The 24,102-nt window shown below is 39.9% G+C and carries 18 protein-coding genes; 6 read left to right on the top strand and 12 right to left on the bottom strand.

Features of this window, described 5'->3' with window-relative positions; genetic code table 11:
* Positions 1-6: 6 nt before the first annotated feature.
* The 6 genes from aroK to H4J41_RS16325 form a co-directional block, all read right to left on the bottom strand.
* Entirely contained in the window at positions 7-525 is a 519-nt protein-coding gene (gene aroK, locus H4J41_RS16350) for a shikimate kinase AroK (protein WP_182137206.1), read from the bottom strand.
* A 144-nt stretch (positions 526-669) separates the two neighbouring features.
* A complete protein-coding gene (locus H4J41_RS16345; protein WP_182137205.1) occupies positions 670-2,682 on the bottom strand; it encodes a type IV pilus secretin PilQ in 2,013 nt (670 codons plus the stop codon).
* Between the two features lie 35 nt (positions 2,683-2,717).
* Entirely contained in the window at positions 2,718-3,251 is a 534-nt protein-coding gene (locus tag H4J41_RS16340) for a pilus assembly protein PilP (protein WP_182137204.1), read from the bottom strand.
* The gene (locus tag H4J41_RS16335) at positions 3,251-3,856 is read right to left on the bottom strand and encodes a type 4a pilus biogenesis protein PilO (RefSeq protein WP_182137203.1); all 606 of its coding nucleotides are present in this window, start codon (positions 3,854-3,856) and stop codon (positions 3,251-3,253) included. The genes H4J41_RS16340 and H4J41_RS16335 overlap by 1 nt, the downstream gene beginning before the upstream one ends.
* Positions 3,856-4,434, bottom strand: coding sequence for a PilN domain-containing protein (locus H4J41_RS16330; protein WP_182137202.1), 579 nt, complete (start codon positions 4,432-4,434; stop codon positions 3,856-3,858). Before H4J41_RS16330 ends, H4J41_RS16335 begins: the two co-directional genes overlap by 1 nt.
* Positions 4,422-5,501 (bottom strand): pilus assembly protein PilM, encoded by a 1,080-nt coding sequence (locus tag H4J41_RS16325; protein WP_182137201.1) that lies wholly within the window; start codon positions 5,499-5,501, stop codon positions 4,422-4,424. The genes H4J41_RS16330 and H4J41_RS16325 overlap by 13 nt, the downstream gene beginning before the upstream one ends.
* A 130-nt stretch (positions 5,502-5,631) precedes the next feature.
* Between H4J41_RS16325 and H4J41_RS16320 the strand changes: the two genes are divergently transcribed.
* Positions 5,632-8,223, top strand: coding sequence for a penicillin-binding protein 1A (locus H4J41_RS16320; protein ID WP_404842456.1), 2,592 nt, complete (start codon positions 5,632-5,634; stop codon positions 8,221-8,223).
* 460 nt (positions 8,224-8,683) lie between these two features.
* Positions 8,684-10,294: a phosphoenolpyruvate carboxykinase (ATP) gene (gene pckA / locus H4J41_RS16315; protein ID WP_182137199.1), complete on the top strand. Its 1,611-nt coding sequence runs from the start codon at positions 8,684-8,686 to the stop codon at positions 10,292-10,294.
* 116 nt (positions 10,295-10,410) lie between these two features.
* Here pckA and envZ read toward each other — a convergent pair whose 3' ends face one another.
* Both envZ and ompR read right to left on the bottom strand, forming a co-directional pair.
* A complete protein-coding gene (envZ, locus tag H4J41_RS16310; RefSeq protein ID WP_182137198.1) occupies positions 10,411-11,706 on the bottom strand; it encodes a two-component system sensor histidine kinase EnvZ in 1,296 nt (431 codons plus the stop codon).
* A gap of 45 nt (positions 11,707-11,751) precedes the next feature.
* Positions 11,752-12,477, bottom strand: a complete 726-nt coding sequence (gene ompR, locus H4J41_RS16305; RefSeq protein WP_182137197.1) for a two-component system response regulator OmpR — start codon at positions 12,475-12,477, stop codon at positions 11,752-11,754.
* A 329-nt stretch (positions 12,478-12,806) separates the two neighbouring features.
* Here ompR and H4J41_RS16300 point away from each other — a divergent pair, with 329 nt between their 5' ends.
* Positions 12,807-13,169: a hypothetical protein gene (locus H4J41_RS16300; protein ID WP_182137196.1), complete on the top strand. Its 363-nt coding sequence runs from the start codon at positions 12,807-12,809 to the stop codon at positions 13,167-13,169.
* Positions 13,170-13,185: 16 nt separating this feature from the next.
* On the opposite strand, the gene H4J41_RS16295 is transcribed toward H4J41_RS16300, so the two are convergent.
* Positions 13,186-13,671 carry a hypothetical protein gene (locus H4J41_RS16295; protein ID WP_182137195.1) on the bottom strand — a complete coding sequence of 162 codons (486 nt, stop codon included), beginning with the start codon at positions 13,669-13,671 and terminating at the stop codon, positions 13,186-13,188.
* Between the two features lie 150 nt (positions 13,672-13,821).
* Between H4J41_RS16295 and H4J41_RS16290 the strand changes: the two genes are divergently transcribed.
* Entirely contained in the window at positions 13,822-14,355 is a 534-nt protein-coding gene (locus H4J41_RS16290) for a redoxin family protein (protein ID WP_310649814.1), read from the top strand.
* A gap of 182 nt (positions 14,356-14,537) precedes the next feature.
* Here H4J41_RS16290 and H4J41_RS16285 read toward each other — a convergent pair whose 3' ends face one another.
* Both H4J41_RS16285 and H4J41_RS16280 read right to left on the bottom strand, forming a co-directional pair.
* The gene (locus tag H4J41_RS16285) at positions 14,538-16,712 is read right to left on the bottom strand and encodes a TonB-dependent receptor domain-containing protein (protein WP_182137194.1); all 2,175 of its coding nucleotides are present in this window, start codon (positions 16,710-16,712) and stop codon (positions 14,538-14,540) included.
* 251 nt (positions 16,713-16,963) lie between these two features.
* Positions 16,964-18,022 (bottom strand): MltA domain-containing protein, encoded by a 1,059-nt coding sequence (locus H4J41_RS16280; RefSeq protein WP_259364471.1) that lies wholly within the window; start codon positions 18,020-18,022, stop codon positions 16,964-16,966.
* 356 nt (positions 18,023-18,378) lie between these two features.
* On the opposite strand from H4J41_RS16280, the gene H4J41_RS16275 reads away from it, so the two are divergent.
* Complete coding sequence (locus H4J41_RS16275) at positions 18,379-18,984, top strand: DUF1294 domain-containing protein (protein WP_182137192.1); 606 nt, start codon at positions 18,379-18,381, stop codon at positions 18,982-18,984.
* 76 nt (positions 18,985-19,060) lie between these two features.
* Here the strand turns inward: H4J41_RS16275 and H4J41_RS16270 are convergent, their stop codons facing one another.
* Positions 19,061-22,411 (bottom strand): DEAD/DEAH box helicase, encoded by a 3,351-nt coding sequence (locus H4J41_RS16270; RefSeq protein ID WP_182137191.1) that lies wholly within the window; start codon positions 22,409-22,411, stop codon positions 19,061-19,063.
* A 329-nt stretch (positions 22,412-22,740) separates the two neighbouring features.
* Between H4J41_RS16270 and H4J41_RS16265 the strand changes: the two genes are divergently transcribed.
* Entirely contained in the window at positions 22,741-24,063 is a 1,323-nt protein-coding gene (locus H4J41_RS16265) for a DEAD/DEAH box helicase (RefSeq protein WP_182137387.1), read from the top strand.
* Positions 24,064-24,102: the final 39 nt, after the last annotated feature.

Genomic DNA, 24,102 nt, shown 5'->3' with positions numbered 1-24,102 from the left:
TGTCGTTTAAAAGTCCAAGCGTTCAACTATTTTACTTGCAACAACTTTCGCACTTTGGTCATCCGTCTGCACGATAACATCGGCAATTTCTTCATATAACGGATTACGTTCTATCGCTAAGTTTTCAAGTACTGTTCTAGGTTCTTCATCAGTTTGTAGTAGCGGACGACGTCGGTCTCTTTGAGTGCGAGCGACTTGCTTATCTATCGTTGTTTCTAGATAAACTACAATGCCGCGTGCTGATAAGTGATTACGTACTTGAGCGCTGATCACAGATCCACCGCCAGTAGCCAAAACAATTCCTTGTTTTTCACTTAAGTCTTCAATAACTGACTCTTCTCTTAGTCGAAAACCTTCTTCGCCTTCAAGATCAAAAACCCACGCGATATCTGCACCAGTACGACGTTCGATCTCTTGATCGGAATCAAAAAACTCTAGATGTAGCTTATCCGCTAATTCTCTACCAATGGTGCTTTTGCCTGCGCCCATTGGGCCTACAAGGAAAATATTACGTTTTTCTGCCATTAGATTAATTAATACTCGTTTATTTATTACGTGAACAGGTAAGAGAGAACCTCTCTCGAAAATTTCAAGGGCGCAATTATCGCAATTGTTGGGTACAAATTGCAAGCATGTAAGATGAAAACACCAACTTACATGCAAATTAACTTAAAATCTTTCGGTAACTATGCGTGGTGTAACGAATATTAACAGTTCTTTTTTCTCATTAAAGTTACTGCTATTCCTAAACATCCAACCAAAATAGGGAATATCACCCAAAACAGGTACTTTTGATACTGAACTAATAATTTGTTGTTGATAGATTCCACCCAATACGATGGTTTCACCATTATTAACTAAAACTTGCGTACCTATTCTTTGTGTGTCGATAGCAGGAGCCGTGCCATTTGAAAGATCAGACACCGTATCTTGCGTTACCACCAAGTCCAAAATAATTCTATCATCAGGGGTAATGTGCGGTGTTACGGTTAAACTTAATACCGCTTTTTTAAATTGTGTTGATGTAGCGCCACTCGATGCGGCTTCTTGGTATGGAATTTCCACACCTTGCTCGATATACGCTTCTTTTTGGTTTGCCGTAGTAATGCGCGGACTGGCAATTATTTCACCTTTGTTTTCTTTTTCCATCGCACTTAATTCAAGATCAAGAATGGTGCCATCGGCCAAGCGCGCAACCTGAAAGGCGATACTGCCCGCCGGGTTTGCGACGGGTAAGTTTACATTCAATCTGTCACTTAAATCCGGCACAGTGCTACTGCCCGCACCGGCTAAAGAGCCTGAGATTGAAGACTCACCATCAGAGTCTGTTACGCCCCAGCGAATACCCAACTCTTCATTAATATTATCTTTTACCGTCACCATACGAGATTCAATGATAACTTGGCGAACAGGGATATCTAATACCAAGACCATACGTTTAATATCTTCAATACTTTTAGCCGTATCACGGAGCAATAAAGTATTGGTTCTTTCATCAACACTAACACTGCCGCGCGTAGATAAAATGCTGTTATCTTGATTTTTAATTAATGCCGCAAATTCAGCCGCTTTGGCGTAGTTAACTTGTACGTATTCAGAATATAATGGTGCGAGTTCTTGCACTTGTTGCTGGGCCAGCAAGTCACGGGCTTCTCGAGCAGCTAGTTCATCACTAGGCGCCACCATAAGAATATTGCCTTGCATACGCTTGTCTAAGCCTTTGACCTTTAAAATAATATCAAGCGCTTGATCCCAAGGTACACCGTCTAGTCTCAAGGTAATATTCCCAACAACAGTGTCACTGGTCACTAAATTAAAGCCATTATAATCAGCAATAATTTGTAATACAGTACGCACCGAAATATCTTGGAAATTTAATGAGATTGCCCTGCCACTAAAGTTTTCTTCTTCTCCTAGGTAACCATCTTCTTTCACTTTAGGGTTTATTGTTAATGAAAAAACATCATTAAACTGCTGATGTTTATATTCAAACGGCCCTTCAATATCAACGACTAAACGAGCATTGCGTCCTTCTTTAAAGGTTTCAATCCCGTTAACTAATGTGCCAAAGTCAGTCACATCTAATTTATAAATATAGTCTTCAAGAATTTCAGTATTGTGAAATTCAATATAAAGTTTTCCTAATTTATCGCTGACATCGACAGCGACCTTACTGTCGATAAGCTTAACCAAAAGTTGTGCTTCATTTTGCTGACCACGTTTAAAATCAATATTATCGATCTGATTTATAAAACCATGTCCTAGCGGAATTAACTGTGTTATCGCTTTATTTACCTGACCGGTATTTAAAGTTAGGGCAAAAGTATTATCTTTTTGGCTAACATCGAATATTGATAGTTTCTGCAAATTAACATCGGCAACAACTTTACCGGCCATTTTTCGCACAGTAATATTTTTTACCCCTGCATGTTTAATCAGCGTTGTCGCTATCGTAGGGTTAAATTGCTCTGCATCGAAGGTTATTCTCACTTGTGCCGGTGTCATTGTCGTCGTTACGGTTGGCGGCGCAACAATTTTATCTGATAGTTCAAATATCAATTCAATTTCATTACTTTGAATAGTGTTATAAGTGATCCCTGTTAGTTCGTTCGCCCACGAGAAAGTTGATAACACGCATAAATAGGCGGCCATAATTAACTTTATTTTTTTACAATGTGTCATAAGATTATCGTTTTTTATTTTATTAAATAGCAACATTACTTCCTTTGCCCCTCTGCACTTGCCTGTGTCATGGTAACGACAGTCTCACGTTCCACCCAGCAACCTGCGCCATCTGGGATTAACTCTAATACTTTTACATGATCTTGGCTTACGGCGGTAATTCGCCCATGATATAAGCCGACATAACCACCAACAGCAACCCGATGTAGGGTATTGTCAGACGCCTCGAGTAGTGCCCAAGTAACACCTAATTCACCTAAGGTGCCACGCATCACTAAATCACTTAATGAAAACTTCTCCAAAGGTTGTTTTCTTCGACGTGGATCAGGACTTAAACAGCCTGACATTTGTTGAATTTTTTCTTGAATAGCTTCAGGTTTTGGCTCGTCAAAAGGACTACGAAGTACATTGGCAGAATAATCAAAGTGACCAAAATTTTTCACTTTAGGCATCGGCTCTATTGCACTAGTTGTGCTCGCTTGCACATCGGCAATGTGTTGTTGCAAATCGTCCGTATTGCTATAACAGCCGGTTAATAAAACAGCACTTAATATAATGAATTTTTTCATTATTCGTCTGCCTCCCGATAACGGTAGGTTTTAGCTTGCAGCTTTAAGGTTAAATCTCCTGAAGCTTGTTTTTGCAAATTAATGTCAAAATTATGCAGGGTAACTATGCGCGGTAAGCCAGCAATTCGGCTGACAAATTCACCAAACTCATGATAAGAGCCCAACACTTCAATATCTATGGGTAATTCGACATAAATTTCTTGTTCTATTTCCGGTTGCCAATTTAATTTAACAAAATCAAGTCCAGTAGTCGTACCGACAAAGGTAATGTCATCTAGCAGGCCTGGGGTTTCATGGCTTTCTGGTAAGCTTTTTAGTTGTTTGGCAAACATAGCTTCCGCTTCAATCATTTGTTGTTCAAATACTTCTAAATTAGCCGCTACATGATATTTAGCTTGGTATTCTTGCTTAAGGGTAAGCTCTTGTGCTGTCACACGTTCAAGTTGCTTAATTTGATCGCTGATCATTAAGACATAACCCAAACTTAAGACTAAAAACATTAAAAATATTGATAAAACTATTTTGGCAGCTTTTGGCCACTGTCCAATGTTATCAAGCTCTAAGCCTTCAAATTGCTCCATAAATTCCGATGAGTCAAAATTCATTATGGTGCTCCTTGCTCGGTCGATTCGGTCGAATTAATCAAACCTTTAATTCGAACGCGCATTTTAAAATCACTTAATAATTTACTTTTTGCATCGTTGGAAGTGATAGATTCAAGTATCGCGTCTTCAAATAAATCAGAACGCTCAATTTCCCTGATCATGTTGGCTAGATGATTATTAGACTCACTTTTACCGATAATATTTAAACTATTATCCTGTTTTTCTAGCTGTGTAAGATAAATACCATTGGGGACTACTTTTGCTATTTCGTCTAACACTTGAGTCACCACATTGCGACTACGTTGCAGTTGCTCAACAACACGGGTGCGTTTTTTAAGTTCTTTTTTCTTTTCATTAAGCGACTTTATTTTTGCAATGCGTAAATCCAGTAGTTGAATTTCATTTTGTAAAAATTGATTACGAGCATTTTGCCCATCAATATGCATTTGATAAAACTGATTCACTGAAAATACGATCAGCAATGCCACGACGGCCACTAGGGTTAACATGGTAAAATATTCTCGTTGCCGAGCTTTTTCAGCTTCTTCACGCCATGGTAGTAGGTTTATATATGCCACGGGGAAAAACTCCTTAATGCTAATCCAGCTGCCACCATATAGCGCGGTCCTGTTTTCGCTAACACTTCTTGATTAATAGTGCTCGAAATTTCCATGCCGGAAAATGGGTCAGCTATGACGGTATGAATACCCAATTCTTCTGACAATAGTTGCTTAACGCCTTCCACTAAAGCACTACCACCTGAAATAACTAGGTAATCAACTTTTGCTTTACCACTGGTGGTCAGAAACATTTGAATGGCACGACGAATTTGCTGCACTAATATGGTGTGAAAGGGCGCTAAAACTTCAAAGGTGTAGTTAGGTGGTAGATCATCGGTTAATTTCGCTAACTCTGCTTCTTCAAAAGACTTATTATAATAGGAGACAATCGAACGAGTATATTGTTCACCGCCAAACAGTTGATCACGACTGTAAATATGAGTACCTGATTCAGTGACCGAAAATAGGGTCATTGTCGCACCCAAATCTACGGTAGCAATAATTTTGTCCGCTGCATCGTCAGGTAATTGCCTTAAAATTAAATCATAGGCGCGACTGATAGCGTAAGACTCAACGTCAATAACTTTAGTTTCAAAACCACCGGCTTCTAATGCGGCAACTCTGGCTTCAACAGACTCTGTTCGCGCGGCGCTAAGTAACACATTCATTTTACTCGGGTCTGATTCATTAATATCGAGCGATTCAAAGTCTAAGCTGACTTCATCAAGGGGGTAGGGAATTAAACTATCAGCTTCAATTTCTATCTGGCTAGCCAATTCTTGCTCAGTTAAGGCTACATCCATGTAAATTATTTTTGTGATAACCGTTTGTCCAGATACTGCAGACGCGGCTTGTCGTACAGACGAGGAAATTTTTTTTCGTATTTTTGCTATCACTTTACCAACAGCATCAATGTCTTGAATTTCTCTGTCAACAATTGCCCCTCTTGGCATCGGCTCAATGGCGACAGTTTCTAAAACATATCCGTTGTCATTTTGGTTCAGTAAAACCGCTTTAATAGAGTGAGAACCAATGTCAATTCCAACCATTAAAGTGGTCTTTTTTTTCCATAAACTACTTAACATAGAATCCTTCTAGAACATTTTATTTTTATAAGATTAGATAAAAAATTGGCATAAACTCATTTATCACATGCTTTTACAGGATATACTAGTACTATTACCCCTATTTTATAACATTTATCGAGCTTTTTTTGTGTTTTCTATAAAAAACCTGTTCAAAACAGGTGCTGTATTGGTCTTTATCGGCATGCTGGCATTGGCCGGAATTTACTTGTCGATGCGTTCAAGTTTACCCAGTGTTGAATCACTGAAAGATTTGCAATGGCAAACGCCAATGCAAATCTTTAGCGCTGACGGCAAACTTATTTCTCAATTTGGTGAAAAGAAACGTATTCCCCTTACCTTAGAAGAAATGCCACAACAGTTAATCAATGCGATTCTAGCTACCGAAGACGACCGCTTTTATCTTCATTTTGGCGTTGACCCTATCGGTATGGGTCGAGCTATCCTAGGTCAACTCACCGGACAAAACAAAGGGGGTGCAAGTACCATCACTATGCAGGTAGCACGAAACTTTTTTCTCAGCCGTGAACAAACCTATGTCCGAAAAATTCGCGAAATCTTTATTTCTTTCCATATTGAAAGCCTGTTAACAAAAGATGAAATTCTTACACTTTATATGAATAAGATTTCCTTAGGCCATCGCTCTTTCGGCTTTGGTGCCGCTGCACAGGTCTATTATGGTAAAGAAACTAAAGAACTGACTTTAGCGCAAATTGCGGTATTAGCCGGTTTACCAAAAGCGCCCTCAACCATGAACCCTATTAGCCGACCTGATCGAGCAATGCAGCGCCGAAGCGTAGTATTACATCGTATGCATAGTGCTGGCTATATTAGTGCAGAAGAAATGTCGGTCGCCAATAAGGCACCTATTACCGCCATTAAACATGGTGCGGAAATTGAATTAAGCGCACCTTATATTGCCGAGATGGCCCATCAAGAAATGATCGACCGTTTTGGTAAAGAAACTGCCTACACGGGTGGTTATAAAGTATTTACTACCGTAACCTCAACTTTGCAATATGCCGCTGAACAAGCGGTAGTGAATAATATTTTAGCTTATGATGAACGCCATGGTTATCGCGGCCCTATTAGTACCTTACGCCCCCTTGATAACGAAGCTCAAACTATTAGCACAGATGACTCAAACAAAATCGCAAGTGCGCCAATAAGTGACGAAGAAGTTATACAAGCACTTGCTTCAATGTCGAGCTATCACTCACTGGTACCAGCGGTTGTTACGGCAACATTTGATCGTGCTGCACAAGTGAAACTACAAGATGGCTCTGAGGTCGAAATTGATTGGCATGGCCTATCGTGGGCGCGAGCTTATATCAATGATGATAAGCAAGCACCGCCACCAAGCACAGCCGGTGATATATTGACACTGGGTGATATTATTATGGTTTCGGCAACAGACTCTGGTTATCGCTTAAGCCAATTACCCGATGTCAGTTCAGCACTTATCTCGCTAGCAACGGATAATGGCGCGATAAAAGCGGCCGTGGGTGGTTTTAGTTTTGAGCATAGCCAATTCAACCGTGTTACCCAGGCAAAACGACAAGTGGGCTCTAACATTAAGCCTTTTATCTACTCAGCAGCATTAGACAGCGGCTATACTTTGGCATCGATAGTCAATGACGCGCCAATTAACCAGTGGGATAGAAGCTCAGGCGTAGTCTGGCGCCCTAAAAATTCGCCACCCGTTTATAACGGCGAAATTCGACTGCGTTTAGCCTTGGCGCAATCTAAAAACGTTATTGCTGTGCGCTTGCTTCGAGATGTTGGCTTAGATAAAATTATTCCCTATTTAGCCTCTTTTGGTTTTGATCCTGACGACTTACCACGTAACGAGTCTTTAGCACTCGGTTCAGCGTCTTTGACACCATTGGAAGTGGCGACTGGCTTTGCCACATTTGCCAATGGCGGGTTTTTAATTCAACCCTACTTAATTGAACGCATTGAAGACTCCTTCGGTAAGGTCTTATTTCAAGCCAACCCAGCTATTGCCTGTGATCGTTGCGAAGAGACTATAGCCGCAGAGATTGATACTTTTGACAACAAGACTGACAGCACCAACATCCTTGAAAATGAGCCATTGGCTGTTGCTGAAGGTAATACACTAGCCGCAAAAACTATCAATAAAGCCAAGCGTGTTATTAGTGCTCAAAATGCCTTTTTAATGACCGAAGCACTCAACTCGGCAATTTGGGGTGCTGACTGGAATGTAAAACCTTTTTGGCAAGGCACTGGCTTTCGTGCACGGGTACTAAAGCGTAGAGATATTGCGGGCAAAACAGGTACGACCAATCAAGCAAAAGACGCTTGGTTCTCTGGCTACAGTCGCCGATTAGTTACCACATCCTGGATAGGTTTTGACAACCCCAGTAGTAAGCTTGGCCAAACAACCTACAATAGCAATTTAGGTAAAGCGCAAACAACAGGTAAAGAGTTTGGCGCTAAGTCAGCTCAACCCGCTTGGATTAACTTTATGAAAGTGGCACTTGCAGAACTTCCTATTGAGCCTTTTGAACAACCCGAAGCGTTAATGTCGGTGCGAATAGACAAAGTGTCAGGAAAATTAACCACAAAAACAGATAAATCGAGTCGCTTTGAGTATTTTGAATTAGGCACAGCACCTACTGAATATATTAGCAAAGACATTAGCAGTCAAATCCTCGATGGTGGCTCAGATAACGTCAGTGAAGAGGGAATATTCGATTAAGCATAACTTGTCTTGAACTTTCGAACTGTCGATTACCGCACTATATTTTCTTGCACAAATATCAATAATCCCCACTAAAAGTTTCGTTAGGAAAGTATGTGGATGAAAATTTTGTTTTTGTTCGCCATTTTTTAGAACATTTTTAAATTTTATATTACTTTTATAACACCTTTTAAGTGATAACTTCCTGACCAATCAGTCAATAAACCTACATTCATAAGTAATTGTTTTTATTTAATATAAATGAATATTCTGCGGTATTCATTCATGACCTTATCATTAATTTTTTTTCATCATAAACATCTTTGCTTAAAAAATTATGAAAGTTAGTATGAAAACTTTCACAACGAAAGAAAAAAAACTTTCGTTTTGTTCATTGATCGCCTAAAATTGGCCTCCAAACTCGGAACACCGAAACTAATTATTTAAAAATCGTCATACCTTTAGGAGCGAATTCGCAATGGCAGCTTTAGAAAACTCAATCGATTTATCTTCATACGGCATCAGTAATGTTGCTGAGATAGTTTACAATCCATCTTATGAGTTACTCTTTGCTGAGGAAACAAGATCCGATCTCAGTGGTTTTGATAAAGGTGTGGTTACCGAACTCGGCGCTGTTTCAGTTGATACCGGCATTTTTACGGGTCGCTCACCTAAAGATAAATATATTGTTCGTGATGATACAACCCGTGATACCGTTTGGTGGTCAGATCAAGGTAAAAATGACAACAAGCCAATGTCTCAAGAGACTTGGACTAGCCTAAAAGGTTTAGTCACCGAACAGTTATCCGGCAAACGTTTATTTGTTGTTGATACCTTTTGTGGCGCAGATGATGACACCCGCTTAAAAGTACGCTTTATCACTGAGGTGGCTTGGCAAGCACATTTTGTTAAAAACATGTTCATTCGCCCCACCGATGCAGAATTAGCACATTACGAACCTGACTTCATTGTCATGAATGGCGCAAAAACCACCAATCCAAATTGGCAAGCACAAGGCTTAAATTCAGAAAATTTTGTTGCCTTTAACTTAACTGAAAAAGTGCAACTTATTGGTGGTACTTGGTACGGCGGCGAAATGAAAAAAGGTATGTTCTCAATGATGAACTACTTTTTACCGCTAAAAGGCATAGCTTCAATGCATTGTAGTGCTAACGTTGGTGAAGATGGCGACACGGCGATTTTCTTCGGCCTTTCTGGTACCGGTAAAACCACATTATCAACTGATCCTAAACGCCAACTGATTGGTGATGACGAACATGGCTGGGATGAAAATGGTGTCTTTAACTTTGAAGGCGGTTGCTATGCAAAAACCATCAACTTAAGCAAAGAGAATGAACCTGACATTTATAATGCTATTCGTCGTGACGCTTTACTAGAAAACGTCACCGTTGACGAAAAGGGCACAATTGATTTTGACGATAATTCAAAAACTGAAAACACCCGTGTTTCTTACCCGATTCATCATATTGATAATATCGTTAAACCTGTCTCTCGTGCCGGCCATGCGAAAAAAGTTATTTTCTTAACTGCTGATGCTTTTGGTGTGTTACCTCCAGTGGCTAAATTAACCCCTGCGCAAACAGAATATTACTTTTTGTCGGGTTTCACAGCAAAACTTGCTGGTACTGAACGTGGTATAACAGAGCCAACACCAACATTCTCAAGTTGTTTTGGCGCCGCATTTTTAAGTCTACACCCAACACAATACGCTGAAGTGTTACGTAATCGTATGCAAGCGGTTGGTGCTGAAGCTTATTTGGTTAACACAGGTTGGAATGGCACAGGCAAACGTATTTCAATTAAAGATACGCGCGCTATTATAGATGCGATTCTTGATGGCTCAATTGATAATGCAGAAACACAAGTTTTACCCTTATTCAATTTAGATATTCCAACCAGCATTGATGGGGTTGATGATGGTATTTTAGACCCACGTAATACTTATGCTGAGCCAGCACAATGGCAAGATAAAGCCATAAATTTAGCGACTCGCTTTGTTAACAATTTTGATAAGTTTACTGATACTGACAACGGTAAATCGTTAGTCGCAGCAGGTCCTAAACTATAGTTAAATCAGTACCGCACTAAGCTAAAAAAACTAAAAAGCCGTCGTAACTACGACGGCTTTTTAATGCCTGCTATTTTGCTAATAAAATCAATACCATTAAGTATTACAAGATGTGATTAGCCGTGGCTAATAGGTAAGCAAACTTTCGCTGTTAAGCCCCCTTCTACTCGATTAAACAATTCCACTCGGCCACCATGGGTATCGACAATACGTTTAATAATGGCTAAACCTAAGCCACTGCCACCGGTTCCTCTTGCTTCATCACCTTGCGTAAAGGGCTGAAATAAGCGCTCAATATCCACTTCAGCAATACCTGGCCCTTCATCAGAAACACAAAAACAAACCTCCTGTGTAGCTTTATCGAATGCGCTAGTTACTATGATCTTGCCGTTGGAATAGCGTAGCGCATTTTGAATTAAATTTGCCAATACCCGCTTCATAGCAACATAACGCAGAGGCACTTTAGGTAGCGGCTGGGCATTAATAATAATTTCTCGCTCTAGCATACTTTCAGACTGCACCACTTCGTCGATCAAGAGATTAATATCAGCCAACTCAACTTTGTCTTTACTATCATGGCGAATGTAATCAATGAACTGATCTATGATGGTGTTCATGTCTTGAATATCGCCTTCAATACCGGCTTTTAAAAATTCATCTTCAGCAATCATTTCAGTGGCTAAACGAATGCGAGTTAAAGGTGTGCGTAAATCATGAGATATACCTGCCATCAATAAATTTCGGTCATCTTCTAGTTGCTTAATACCCTTAGACATATGATTAAAAGCCCGAGTTACCGCAACGATTTCAGTGGTACCTATTTCCGTTAATGGCTCAGGAAAGTCGCCGCGACCCACATCATGAGCCGCATGTTGTAATGCAGCTAACGGACGATTAAGTTGCCGCACAAATAACCACCCCCCCATCACACTTAAAATACCTAAAATCATTAGCACAAAAATAAGCGGTGAAAAGTTTTCTTCTCTTAAGCCATTAATTGGAATTTTAACCCAGTATTCAGGGGCTTGGGGGGGACGAATCCAAAATAGATATTCATCACCTTGGGAAATTCTTACTTCGGCTGGACCGCCTAATAGGCTAGACATTTCATCAGAACGAAAGGCGTAATATACCGCCTCTTGTAGACCTAATTGCATCGCAGCAGCTTCACGATAAACACCAATACCGGTTTCTCGCTGAAACGCCTCTCCCATAGCAGGACTTATTGCTTCATCAGCAATATCGATAAATACAACACGCACCTGCTTTGCCAGCAGCTGATTAACCTGTTGCGCATTGGGTTGAATAATATATATCGACATCGATATAAATGACACGACTTGATTTATTAACAGCAACACACCAATTAAGAGTACCGTTTGACCAAAGGCACTGCGTGGCAATATTTTCATAGACTTCTACTAGGTTAGTGTTGTTTTCAATGCATTTGAACAAATTTATACCACAGTTCTTCCTTCGGGAACAAATACATATCCTAGACCCCAAACAGTTTGAATATAACGTGGCTTTGCTGGGTCTTCTTCTAACATACGACGCAAGCGGGATACTTGCACATCAATGCTACGCTCTAAAGCAGAATAGTCTCTGCCACGTGCTAAGTTCATTAACTTGTCACGTGATAATGGCACTCTAGGATGGGTGATCAGTGCCTTTAATACTGCAAATTCTCCACTGGTTAATGGCATATTAACATCGCCTTTAAGCATTTCGCGAGTAGCAAGATTTAGCTTATAGTCACCAAAGGCAATAACATTTTCTTCTTGTGAAGGCGCACCTGGAGCTTCTTGAACTCGGCGGCGTAACACCGCTTTAATACGGGCTGATAATTCACGTGGATTAAAAGGTTTTGGCATATAGTCATCTGCGCCAAGCTCCAAGCCAATAATACGGTCTATTTCATCACCTTTGGCTGTTAACATAACAATAGGGATATCATTGCAGTTTTGGCGTAAGCGGCGACAAACAGATAAGCCATCTTCACCTGGCAACATTAAGTCGAGTACCAACAGATGAAAATTTTCACGCTCAAGCAATCTATCCATTTGCTCTGAGTTTGCCGCACTGCGAACGACAAATCCTTGTTCAACTAAATACCGTTCGAGTAAGGCACGTAAACGCATATCATCATCAACTACCAAAATTTTCGGTGTTTCATATCCCATTATACTGATTCCATTTTTTATTTTAATAAAGGTCGGCTATAAATCATCTTACTTGAAATATAAAAACCTGTGCTGTCTCAACTTCGACCCATTTGCTACATTTGCCACAAGCCTATGTTGCAATATAGTTTACAGGAAGTATAAATTATGTAAATTTTATCATTTAAATAAACAATTGACCATAATACTTCCTATTAAGGCAACGCGAGTAGCGACTTAATGAGTGAGTTGCCCTGTTACTGAGTAACATCACTGAGTAACATAACTAAGGCCCAGATATCCTTAATTGAATTACTTACTTTGACTAATTATTGTGGGAGAATACGCAAATGAAAATTTGGCTCCATTTTCACAAAGTACCACTTCGTGTTTTACGCATCAGTAAAAGGCGTAATATCGTCCAGCTTAAGCGCAGTATGGTTAAAATAAAAATAGCTTTAGCTCAAGAGAAAGTAGAAACAAGAGCAATGCTAAGTATTTATAAACGCTACACCAAGCGTGATGCAAGTGCTGAAGAAATGCGCATTGCCAACCAACAATTTATTGATATTTTAAAAGGCCTTGGCGTTGGTGTTGTCGCTATTCTGCCCTTTGCCCCTATTACTATACCTCTGATGATAAAAATTGGCCGCTGGGTTGGCGTCGAAATACTACCCAGCTCATTTGTTGATGGTAAAAAACCACCCCGATAAGCCTATTAGCCCCTCACTAGCGTAAATAGTGAATCGCTTGATCAGTAACACATTGAGTAAAACTTTTTTGTCGCTCGCTCCTTGAAAGCGTAGCGATAGTTTGAGTGACTATAGCCATTTTCTGCTGTTTTTCTGCTAGAGATAAATGACTAAATTGCTCATAAAAACAAGCCTTCAAACCATAATTTAATGCTGTATCCGACTTAGGTGACTCGCCGGCCAAACAAGTGATAAGTTGTTCAGCTAAAGTATTTTTATCTAATTGGGTAATTAAGGCTTTAATGGTTAAACTGTCAGCTTTTTTCTTTTGCTGCTGACAGCTATAAAGCATATCTGCCACCGCAACAATAGGAATAAGTGCCTGATGTTGCGCGCCAAAACGTGCTTTTAACCATTGGTTCATCTCAAGTGTTTGGCTCTGCGCCGCTTGCAGCGGTGCACTCACCAGCAGGCTAATAAAGAAAAAAGCTTTATTTTTCTGACTTAATAGATTGATGTTCATAAGGTATTCCATAACTTGTCGACTTCACTCGACTATTGAAAACGTATTAATGTCGCCATTTGGCAGCGCATTAAATAATAGCGACACTTTTCTAATCGGGCTTAACGTGGTTAACTAGCTAAAATAGATGCTAATAATGTTGACTATATCGTGAGACAAAATTTTAAAATAGGCTTTTTTTTCATTACATTACTAACTTTTTCTAGTCCACTATGGGCATTTGATGATGTTAATATCGCAGCTAATTCAAATACTAACCTAAGTACTGATCTAAATACTGATCTCAGTACTACTGAGTTATTAGATCAGCAGCTTAACAAGGCAAAAGGCAAGGTTGTCTACGTTGATTTTTGGGCCTCATGGTGCATTCCTTGTCGAAAGTCATTCCCGTGGATGAATAACTTAGCCGCACAGTATCAAACTCAAGGCTTAATCATTCTCAGCATTAATCTAGATCACAGCCGAGTATTAGCTGATGAATTTTTAGCGCAAATACCGGCTAATTTCCCAGTTATTTATGATCCTAAAGGCAGCATTGCAAGAAAGTATCAATTAAAGGGTATGCCCAGCAGTTTCATTATTAACCGACAAGGTCAAATAGTCAGCGCACATGTAGGCTTTAATGAAGAAAAAAAATCCGCTTATGAACAAGAAATTAAAGCGCTATTAACTCCCCTAGATTAATTGAATTTATTATTCACCGCTTAGCGAAAGTTAGTCTGTTTGGTAGCACTCAACAGATCATAATCCACTATTTTCTTTAGTTTATTAATAGCCTAAGCCTAATGCAAACTAAATCCTAGTAACCTAACCACAAGCAAAAAGCGAGCTCAGTGGCTCGCTTTTAAAACCAGGGTCGCAATAACTTAAAAGCTGTACTTGTAACCTAAGGTTAAACTGCGTGGTTTACCTGCCATAATCGAGCCATGTGTACGTGTCGCGATATATTGTTTATCAAGTAAATTATCAATATTTAAGGTGATCTCTTGGTTATCGGCAAGATTATAATGAGCCGCCATATCAACAACAGTGCGGCTGTCAATGGACTGTTCGGCAGCAATTGCCCCTTGGCCTGCGGTGGTGCGCATTTCGTCAACATAACGCACTAAAATATCACTGCGCCATTGCTCACCAACCACGCCAACCGTAAATTGCAGCTGGTTTTCAGGTACGTAAGGTAATTCGTCACCCGTTAAAACATTGCCCCAAGTATCTAAACCTGATTGAAAAGCGTTTTGAAACTCTGTTGTCGTGAAGGTATAAGTTAAATCAACCGGAATGCTCAATGCACCGGCAGCAAACTCATAACCGGTTTTAACTTCTAAACCTGAAACTTTTACTGCACCAGCATTATATTGATTGCCAACATTTTCTTCATCACAACCTTGGCTCGCGGTACAGTTGCCATGCATATTTTCGTAATCAGAATAAAAGACCAAGGCTTCGCCGTTGAATGCTTGCTGGTTGTAACGAAAGCCTAGTTCATAGTTAATACTTTCTTCATTTTCTGTTTTATCGTTACCCGGGGCTGGTGGCGCAAAGCCTTTTTGTATGCCACCAATAATAATTAAATCATTATTAACACGGTAAGTTACCGCTAAAGACGGTAACAACACCTGAGTATCGTTACTAACATCTTTAGTTAAAGGTGCATTTCTATCGATAACCCCTTTCGCCCAGTCTTTACGGGAAATGGTCATATCTTCATAACGTAAGCCGGCATTGATAATGAAATCACCCACGCTATATTCATCATGGACAAATAAGGCTATTGCCTCTGCGGAATCAATACGGTTAGAATCTGACCCTTGGATTCCGACATTAATTAAGCTCATTTCATAATTCGTGTCGAGTGTGTAGTTATCAACCCATTGAAAACGGTCCATTTCATCTTCATGGTAGCGAGCACCAAATTTGACTTGGTGTGCGCCAAAGTCAGCATTTAACACGGTTTGAAGGCCTTTTGATTGATAGGCACGGCTGTTGGCTTTGACATCAACACTAATTTCATCATCGCTAAAGCTACCATTATCAAACGCAGCAGCATCGTCAATAGCACCGTCACTTAGGCTCTTACCGTTGACTTTACTGGTTTTATACCAGTTACGGCTAAACTCATTGTAATAAGCTGATGTGCCTAAGTTAAAGCGATCAGATAACTTAATATGGTGGTTAATTTGCCACTGTTTATGCTCAGTATCCATATTATCGAACTGCGATGCAGAATAACGAGAATAAGGCTTAGTTTTAAAATCAGCGTCAGTTAACCCCATATAGGTTTCATCTGAATTTTCATCTGAATATTTTAATTTAAATTCTAATTCTTGATAATATTTCGCATCGGTATCACTGTTGATCATCATTTTTGCCATGATGTCATTTTTGACAAAGCCGGTATCATCGCCGGTATGATTAACTTCTTTAAAACCATCCGCTTGATAACGAAATATTTCAACCACTGACGAAACATTTTTGCCTGCGCCACCTATATAGGCATGGGCTTTAGCAAAACCGTCTTCACCAGCACTTAAATTAACCTGCCCTGCTAGCGCTTCTTCAGGAATAGTGCGAGATAGCATATTAATCACACCACCTGTAGTACGGGGACCATACATAGCGCTTGACGTACCTTTTAGCACTTCAATTTGTTGCATGCGACCTGCCGTTGGAAAGTAGTAGGCTGCAGGTGCTGAATACGGTGCAGGTGCGGCTAAAACACCATCTTCCATGATAGTTACTTTTTCACTGCGGTTTTGGCCAGTACCGCGCATGCCAATATTTGGACGCAAACCGTAACCATCTTCTTCTAAAACATAAACACCCGGCACCGTGGTTAAGGTACGCATAATATCGGTATAATCGAATTTCTCTAATTCTGCCTGAGAAATCATGTGAGCACTGCCAGGTACATCGTTAACCGTTTGGCCACTACCAAAAATAGTTAAATGTTCCATATCATCATCGGCAACGGCCGTATTTGCAATAGCACTAACAACAGATAAAGCGATCAACGCGGGTTGAAAAAGAGAAGAAATTCGCATAGCTAAGCCTATAAAAGAAACAATGATTTTAATTGCCCGCATTTAACCACACAGTTGAATGGGAATCAATATCATTTGTATTATTTATCATTACTAATTGATATAAAGTACTTACGCTTTAGCTATGACATTATTTGACACCGCACTATAACAAACACGCTATTTTAATATGATATGGGTAACCGCCTCAGGTAAGCTTATTATAAGCGCTAAAAAACTAGCCTAGTTTGTCTTGGGTCATTATGGCTTGATTATGGCTTCATTAGCATTAACCAGGCTTTAGCATAATCAGGCAGATGCTTATTGGCTTGATGATAATCTTGCCAACCATAATAACTATCGGCTAATAGGTCGAGTTGAAAAAGATTATTATCAAAGGCGCCGCCTTGATCAGCCAGTACACCCAAGCGTGATATGTTTTTATCCGCCTGCGGATAACTGACCATAAATAACTTACCTAAGCCAAGTTCTGCCACATTGCCCGCAAAAGAAACCTGTGCTTTAAGCGCTATTTTACTCTCAAGCGTTTTGCCATAACCCATAATGCTAGGTACTTCTGCAAAATACCAATAGCGTGCTTGTTCGCGCTTACCTATGGCATAGTCATAAGCAATACCATTATTACGATGAACATTAAAATAACGCCGCACGCCATTAACATCAACCACACCCGTACCTTGTAATAACACGTCATGTAAGGCTTCTTCGGTGAGCCAGATTAACGCCCTAGCTAATTTTTTTTCTGCTAGAGCGCCAGTAATAATGTCTTGGCGGGTATATTGATGACGAGTGAGCGTTAGGTCGTTATTAGCCTGGGTGAGTGTCAAACCTAATTCATCATAAGGCAGTGCATAAAGTGCTTGATTATAGACTGGGGTTCTAACCGCACTCGCCGTTAATAGTTTAGTGTAATATTTAGTTAGAAATATTTTGTCACGTGAAATAGCATTTAACATACTGGTTTTTCTGGCATGAGTGCTTTTTAAGGCAATTTCTCTGGCTGTGGCTACATCTGGCGTCCAGCGATAAAAGTCAAAATTTTCGGTTAAAAAGCCTTTATCATGTAATCGACTATCACGCTTTGCCCGTACATCTTCACGATAAGTTTGGCAGATAAATGCTAGGGTTTTTTCTACTCTCACTAGCGTTACACTGTTATCAAATACTTTACCTGAGTGCACGGCAAATTTGTCCGCTGAAAATGTTGTTAAATAGCGCTGAGTTGCCTCGGCTACATCACACAAAGCGCTGGCTTTAAAGTCGGTCATTTTGCCTAATTCAGGCGTGTTGTCGAGCTTAAAAAATCTCAAGGGTGTTTGGGCTGCACAGTGAAAAGTGACCAGTGTAAAAAGTAAACAAAATAAACCAAGGCGCATAAATAGCCGGTATTAAAAATAATAGACCACCATGGTATGACAATCCTAAAAGTGACGCTAGCCTGTGAGTTTAATAATGTTCAATAAACTTTTCTGCTGAAATTTCAGCCATTAAAAGCTAGCTTTCTATCTGGTTTTTTATTTAATGTTATGAGATAGTTATGATGCATATCGCATTGAATACTGAATTGAATGTCGAATTGAATACCAAATTGAATATCAGTTAGGCAATTCATTAGCCAAGTGATATTTCTCACCAGGAAGATGCAAAGTAGCAGGGATACAAGGAAATGCGCTTTAAAGGCAAGTTAACAAAATGGCATGCGGATAAAGCTTTTGGCTTTATTGCCCATAACGATGTTGCTAGCCAGGTTTTTATTCATCAATCTGCCTTTGCTAATAAAGCTAGAATACCGCAAATTAGTGACATTATTACTTTTTCAATCACCAAAGATAAAGCCGGTCGATATTGCGCTTGTGATGCCACCTTCTTAGGTGAAAAACTCAAGAAAAAGCAACCTAAAAAAATCAGTCAATGCTCTATTTATTTCTCGCTCATCTTTTTAGCCGTCATCATGATCACTTTTACTTTAGGCTATTTACCGCAAAAATTAATGTCTATTTATATCGGGTTAAGTGTTTTAACTTTTCTCAGTTATGCGGTCGATAAATCAAAAGCACAACGTGGTGCATGGCGCACTCAAGAAAGCACTTTACATATGCTTGCTTTAATAGGGGGATGGCCGGGTGCAGCGCTCGCGCAACAAATTCTTCGGCATAAATCATCAAAAAAAACCTTTATACGGGTTTTTTGGAGCACGGTCATGATTAATTTAGCGCTGTTATTCTGGCTATATTCGTCATCAGGTGTGCAATATCTTCAGTTATTTACTTAACCGATGTTTGCAACAATATAGTCGCTGTGTTTTCACAGCAGGTATAGCCATTAATTTAATGGCTATACCTGCTAGGCTAGCTTAGCGGTGCAAGCAGTGAGGTTAAAATATCATCGGTTAAACTCAATTTGCTATCACTGACTTCTTCAGATAATAAGGCTTTTGCAAGCTCGGCTTTGTTTTGCTGTATTTTTTGAATTTTTTCTTCTATTGAATTTTCAATAATCAATTTGTAGACAAAAACGGGCTTGTCTTGGCCAATGCGGTATGCTCTATCCGTGGCTTGGTTTTCCACCGCAGGGTTCCACCAAGGATCAAAATGAATAACGGTATCGGCTGCAGTTAAGTTTAAGCCCACACCGCCAGCACGTAAGCTAATTAAAAACACCGGCACTTCACCGCGTTGAAACTTATCAACTACCTCTTGTCTTTTAGTGGTTGAACCGGTTAATTTAACGTAGCCAATACCCGCTTCAATCAGCTCTGCCTCTATCAAAGCTAGCATACTGGTAAACTGTGAAAATATTAATATTCTACGGCCTTCATCAATTTGCTCGGGCAGCGTTTCCATTAAATAATCAAGCTTAGCCGATTGATTGACCTTTTTAGCGCCTTCAAGTGATAATAACTTAGGGTGATTACATACCTGTCTTAGTTTTAATAACGCGTCTAAAACTTCTATCTGACTACGTTTTAAACCTTTATCGGCAATAATATCTTTTAAGCGACTGTCCATGGCTAAGCGTACTGATTCATAGAGCTCAGCTTGCTTACCTTCAATACGTAGCTTTTGAATGATCTCAGTTTTTGGTGGTAACTCTGTGGCTATTTTATCTTTGGTTCGGCGTAAAATAAACGGTTTAATACGCTGGTTTAATAGCTGCTTACGTTCATGATCCCCATGCTTTTCTATTGGGGTTCTAAAGAGCTTAGTAAATTGTCTTTGTCCCCCTAAAAATCCTGGCAGTAAAAAATTAAATTGCGCCCAAAACTCGCCTAAATGATTTTCCATAGGCGTACCGGTCAAGCATAACTTATGCTGCGCCTTTAGTGCCATAAACGCTTGATATAACTTAGTTTTAGTGTTTTTTATATAATGCGCTTCATCAAGAATAAGGTAATAAAATTGTTGTTCACAGTAATGTTCTAAATCTTTAATAATTAACGCATAACTGGTAATGATGATATCAACTTGATTTTCACTGCCTTCACTCTGGTCAAAACAATCAAAGTGTTGCTGACGTTTACTGCCGTGTAATACTTGATATGAAAGTTGTGGGGTAAATTTTTCTATCTCATTTGCCCAGTTAAAAATAACGCTGGTGGGCGCCACAATAAGTACTGGCTTATTAAGTCGACCTTGCTGTTTTTCAACCAGTAAGTGCGCCAAGGCTTGAATGGTTTTACCTAAGCCCATATCATCCGCCAGAATACCGTTTAATTGATATTCGCGTAAAAACTGTAGCCAGTTTAATCCTTGGTGCTGATAAGTTCTTAACGTAGCGTTTAAACCAAGAGGCACAGGTACTGTGGTAACTTGTTGAAAGTTGCTCAATTTATCCGCCAGCGCTCTTAACTTACTGGTACCTGTTGCTATCATGCCTTGGTCATCTAACATTGATAATGTTTGATGTCCTTGAAAGCGTGATAACTCCATCCTGCCATCTTTATTTAAGGCGTTGGGCATAAACAGTTCAATAAATTGTTTTAAGATCGGCTGTACGCTTTGATAACGCAAAGCAACAAAGTCCCCATTATCTAGATCAACATAAATCGGTGAGTCGGGTGCAATAAGCTGCGTTTTTTCGCCACCGATTTTGTCGCCAGCCACTTTGTCACGATCAAATAATACCGATTTAGGTAATTGTTCAATAGCCCCTAGCAAAATAGGAAACGCCGGCATTTTCTTACCATCAATGGTTAAGTTTAACCCTAAGGAGAAGAAATCATGATCATCGGTTTCAATCACTTCCGCGTCAAATATGCTGTCGGTGGAGAGTGCTTTATAATAAAAATTATCTGCAAAGCTAATATGCCAGCCCAGATCTTTAAGCACTTGTAATTCTTGATGCAAAAAGTGATGCCAAGCATAGCGCCCTTGCATCAGCATTGAAAACTTAGGCACTTTGTCTTTATTTAAATAGTCTTCATTGGTAAAAGTGTAACGCTTAGGCTTAGGCTGAGCATTAAATTTTAAGGTCGAGAGTTTATCAATGACCGTTTGTTCAAAGGATAAATCTCGATACAGCTTTACCTTGCTAGCGCCGTCACTGTCATCGCCAGTCAAGTTAGCAGGTGAAACCGTGACACTGTCATTATGCGGATTAACTAAATTACCTTGATAAGAGAAATTAACTCGCACAAAACCTGACTGTGGATTAGCTTCTGCAGGGGTAGAAAAGTGCAAATGCACTTCAGGCTTAGTTAACTCTTGGGAAAATTCTGTTTTTGGTTTTGGTAAGCGCTGCACTGCATCACCTAACGACATTGACAACTTGCTCATTACCCAAGGTAATTTATCTTCTTCGAAAATAGGTGAATTGAGTAAATCGGCTTCAAAATCACATTGAGTATTGGTCTTAATTTCCCCAAAACAATTTTGTTCTTCATCGTAATAGCACAGCGGTTGTGCTTTGATAATAAGAATACTGCTTGATGGCTGCATAAAAACCAGCTGCAAGGTATGTAAATGGTTACCCAATGCCAACCACTGCCATTGTGCTTCTAGGGGATCACCTAAGGTAATTGCGTCGTTCAGGTCATAATTTGTCTGCCAAAAACAGCGATTAGTTTTTATAATACGGGCAAATAAATCAAAATATTTAATGTTATCGCCATATTGATTTGTGCGAATAAGCTCGGTTAGTACCCCAACATCTTCGTTCGTCGCATAGGCACTATTAATTAACGAACTGGCAGAATATTCACTACCAAGGGTATGACTCCAACCACCACTATTTTTTGGTCGAGCTGATTTAATCCCTAAGGTAAAATAATCATCTTCGTTATAGCTGTTAGGCTTTAAAAAGTATAATAATGACTTTTGTTGGCTATTGGGTTGATATCTACTGGGTTGGGCTTGAAAGCGGGTCAGCCATTTATCCACTATTTTTTCAGATGAGGCAATACTATTGTGATCAAAATGTTCATCAACAAAATACTGCGCTAAAGCAGCGCCATGTTTACAATCGCGACCAATATAACAGTCACAATAACTGGTAATATCACCCTGTTTCTCTTCAAAAACTAACCGAGTTAAATACCCTACTTGGCGAGAGCGCTCACTAAAAACTACGCCACGAATTGTTTCACCGTCAAGAGCACAGGTTTTAATACCTTTAGCCTGAAAAATTCTCGTGCCTTTTTTCCATTCATTTTTGGTAAAGTGTTGTTCAAGTAACTCAGGTGTAAACGTATTTTTAGCCATAAGGTTTTAATTATTAAGAACTCAAATAGATGGGTAAGTTGAAAAGTTAAGTCATTATATCTTCTCAACAGGATAAAAGTATTAAGTATAGTAATAGAACTTTCAGGGTTAACTGCTGATTGCGGATTACTCATGTTTCATACGAATAATACCACTGAGACTTAAAACCTTCAATGCTCCTGATGATACCAATGTATAGTACGCCGTATGCTTACCTGAAATAAGATGGCATAAGATTACGCCAAGATATGATCGATTTCACTAACTCAGCTGGGCATAAATACGCTAAAATAGGCAGTTATTACCCTAGCTTTGAGCCCTTTATATTAATGACCTCTGTCACAACGCCAGCCAATTTTACAGAACTTGGCCTAATTCCACCTTTGTTAGCTCGACTAACTGAACTGGAATATCAACAGCCCACGCCCATTCAAGCGCAAGCTATTCCAAGTGTATTAGCCGGACGTGACTTAATTGCCGGGGCAAATACTGGCTCAGGTAAAACAGCTACCTTTGCACTGCCGCTATTGCAAAAAATACAAGCACAGCAACTTACTTTGCCACCACAGGCTGAAAAATCATTAGCGAGTAGTACTAAAGGTAACTATGTTACTGGCCTAATTTTGGTGCCTACCCGTGAACTTGCCAAGCAAGTAGCGGATAGCATTAAGTCTTATGCCGTGCATTTTAACGGCAAAATAAAAACCGTGGCGGTTTTTGGTGGTGTATCAGCTAATACGCAAATGCTGGCCTTACGTGGCGGCAGCGATATTTTAGTGGCAACGCCAGGTCGATTACTGGATTTAATTTCAAGTAATGCGATTAAGCTCGATAAGGTCAACACCTTAGTGCTTGATGAAGCCGATAGAATGTTAAGTCTCGGCTTTACTGAAGAACTCTCAGCGCTGTTAGCCTTATTGCCAAAGAAAAAACAAACCTTATTGTTTTCAGCGACCTTCCCTGAGCAAGTCAAGGCATTAACCCAAGAACTGCTTAATAACCCGATTGAAATACAATTACAAAGTAGCGACGCCAGCACCTTGGTACAGCGGGTATTTACTGTTAACAAGGGCGAAAAAACAGCAGTATTAGCGCATTTAATTCAGCAACAGCAATGGCGACAAGCGCTTATTTTCGTCAATGCCAAACACCACTGTGAACATTTGGCTGAAAAATTGGCTAAACATGGCATTACTGCTGCCGTGTTTCATGGCGATAAAGGCCAAGGCGAACGTAGTCGAGTGCTTGACGGCTTTAAAGCCGGCGAGATTGCCGTGTTAATTGCCACTGATATTGCGGCTCGTGGCCTAGACATTGAAAAACTGCCCGTAGTGATCAATTTTAACTTACCCAGAAGTCCATCAGACTACATGCATCGTATTGGCAGAAGTGGCCGTGCTGGCGAAGTAGGCTTGGCGATATCGCTTATCGATCATGAAGATTATCATCACTTTAAAGTGATTGAGAAAAAGAATAAAATTTGGCTTGAACGTGAGCAAGTCGAAGGTTTTGAGGCCGATGAAATTAGCGATGATTCAATTTTAGCTGCAGAAAAGCCGATGGCCGCACCCGAAGGCAGCGGTAAGAAAAAACGCAAAAAGAAGCCGACCGTCAATGCCGATATTTGGGCCGGATATGCTGAAGATGAATAGCTTAAAGGTTTAGTAAGGCTAAGTGCCGATAAACCTTAA

This window comes from Colwellia sp. MB3u-45 (genome assembly GCF_014077005.1).
Lineage (GTDB): Bacteria > Pseudomonadota > Gammaproteobacteria > Enterobacterales > Alteromonadaceae > Cognaticolwellia.
The sequence above is the reverse complement of the archived record's forward strand: the minus strand, read 5'-3'. Positions and strand labels throughout refer to the sequence as shown.

Excerpts from the sequence above, each read along its gene's own strand:
- H4J41_RS16270 (WP_182137191.1), bottom strand. The coding sequence starts at position 22,411 with ATGGCTAAAAATACGTTTACACCTGAGTTACTTGAACAACACTTTACC.
- H4J41_RS16335 (WP_182137203.1), bottom strand. The coding sequence starts at position 3,856 with ATGAATTTTGACTCATCGGAATTTATGGAGCAATTTGAAGGCTTAGAG.
- H4J41_RS16295 (WP_182137195.1), bottom strand. The coding sequence starts at position 13,671 with ATGAACATCAATCTATTAAGTCAGAAAAATAAAGCTTTTTTCTTTATT.
- aroK (WP_182137206.1), bottom strand. The coding sequence starts at position 525 with ATGGCAGAAAAACGTAATATTTTCCTTGTAGGCCCAATGGGCGCAGGC.
- H4J41_RS16275 (WP_182137192.1), top strand. The coding sequence starts at position 18,379 with ATGCGCTTTAAAGGCAAGTTAACAAAATGGCATGCGGATAAAGCTTTT.
- pckA (WP_182137199.1), top strand. The coding sequence starts at position 8,684 with ATGGCAGCTTTAGAAAACTCAATCGATTTATCTTCATACGGCATCAGT.
- ompR (WP_182137197.1), bottom strand. The coding sequence starts at position 12,477 with ATGGGATATGAAACACCGAAAATTTTGGTAGTTGATGATGATATGCGT.
- H4J41_RS16265 (WP_182137387.1), top strand. The coding sequence starts at position 22,741 with ATGACCTCTGTCACAACGCCAGCCAATTTTACAGAACTTGGCCTAATT.
- H4J41_RS16285 (WP_182137194.1), bottom strand. The coding sequence starts at position 16,712 with ATGCGAATTTCTTCTCTTTTTCAACCCGCGTTGATCGCTTTATCTGTT.
- H4J41_RS16325 (WP_182137201.1), bottom strand. The coding sequence starts at position 5,501 with ATGTTAAGTAGTTTATGGAAAAAAAAGACCACTTTAATGGTTGGAATT.
- H4J41_RS16345 (WP_182137205.1), bottom strand. The coding sequence starts at position 2,682 with ATGACACATTGTAAAAAAATAAAGTTAATTATGGCCGCCTATTTATGC.
- envZ (WP_182137198.1), bottom strand. The coding sequence starts at position 11,706 with ATGAAAATATTGCCACGCAGTGCCTTTGGTCAAACGGTACTCTTAATT.
- H4J41_RS16300 (WP_182137196.1), top strand. The coding sequence starts at position 12,807 with ATGAAAATTTGGCTCCATTTTCACAAAGTACCACTTCGTGTTTTACGC.
- H4J41_RS16340 (WP_182137204.1), bottom strand. The coding sequence starts at position 3,251 with ATGAAAAAATTCATTATATTAAGTGCTGTTTTATTAACCGGCTGTTAT.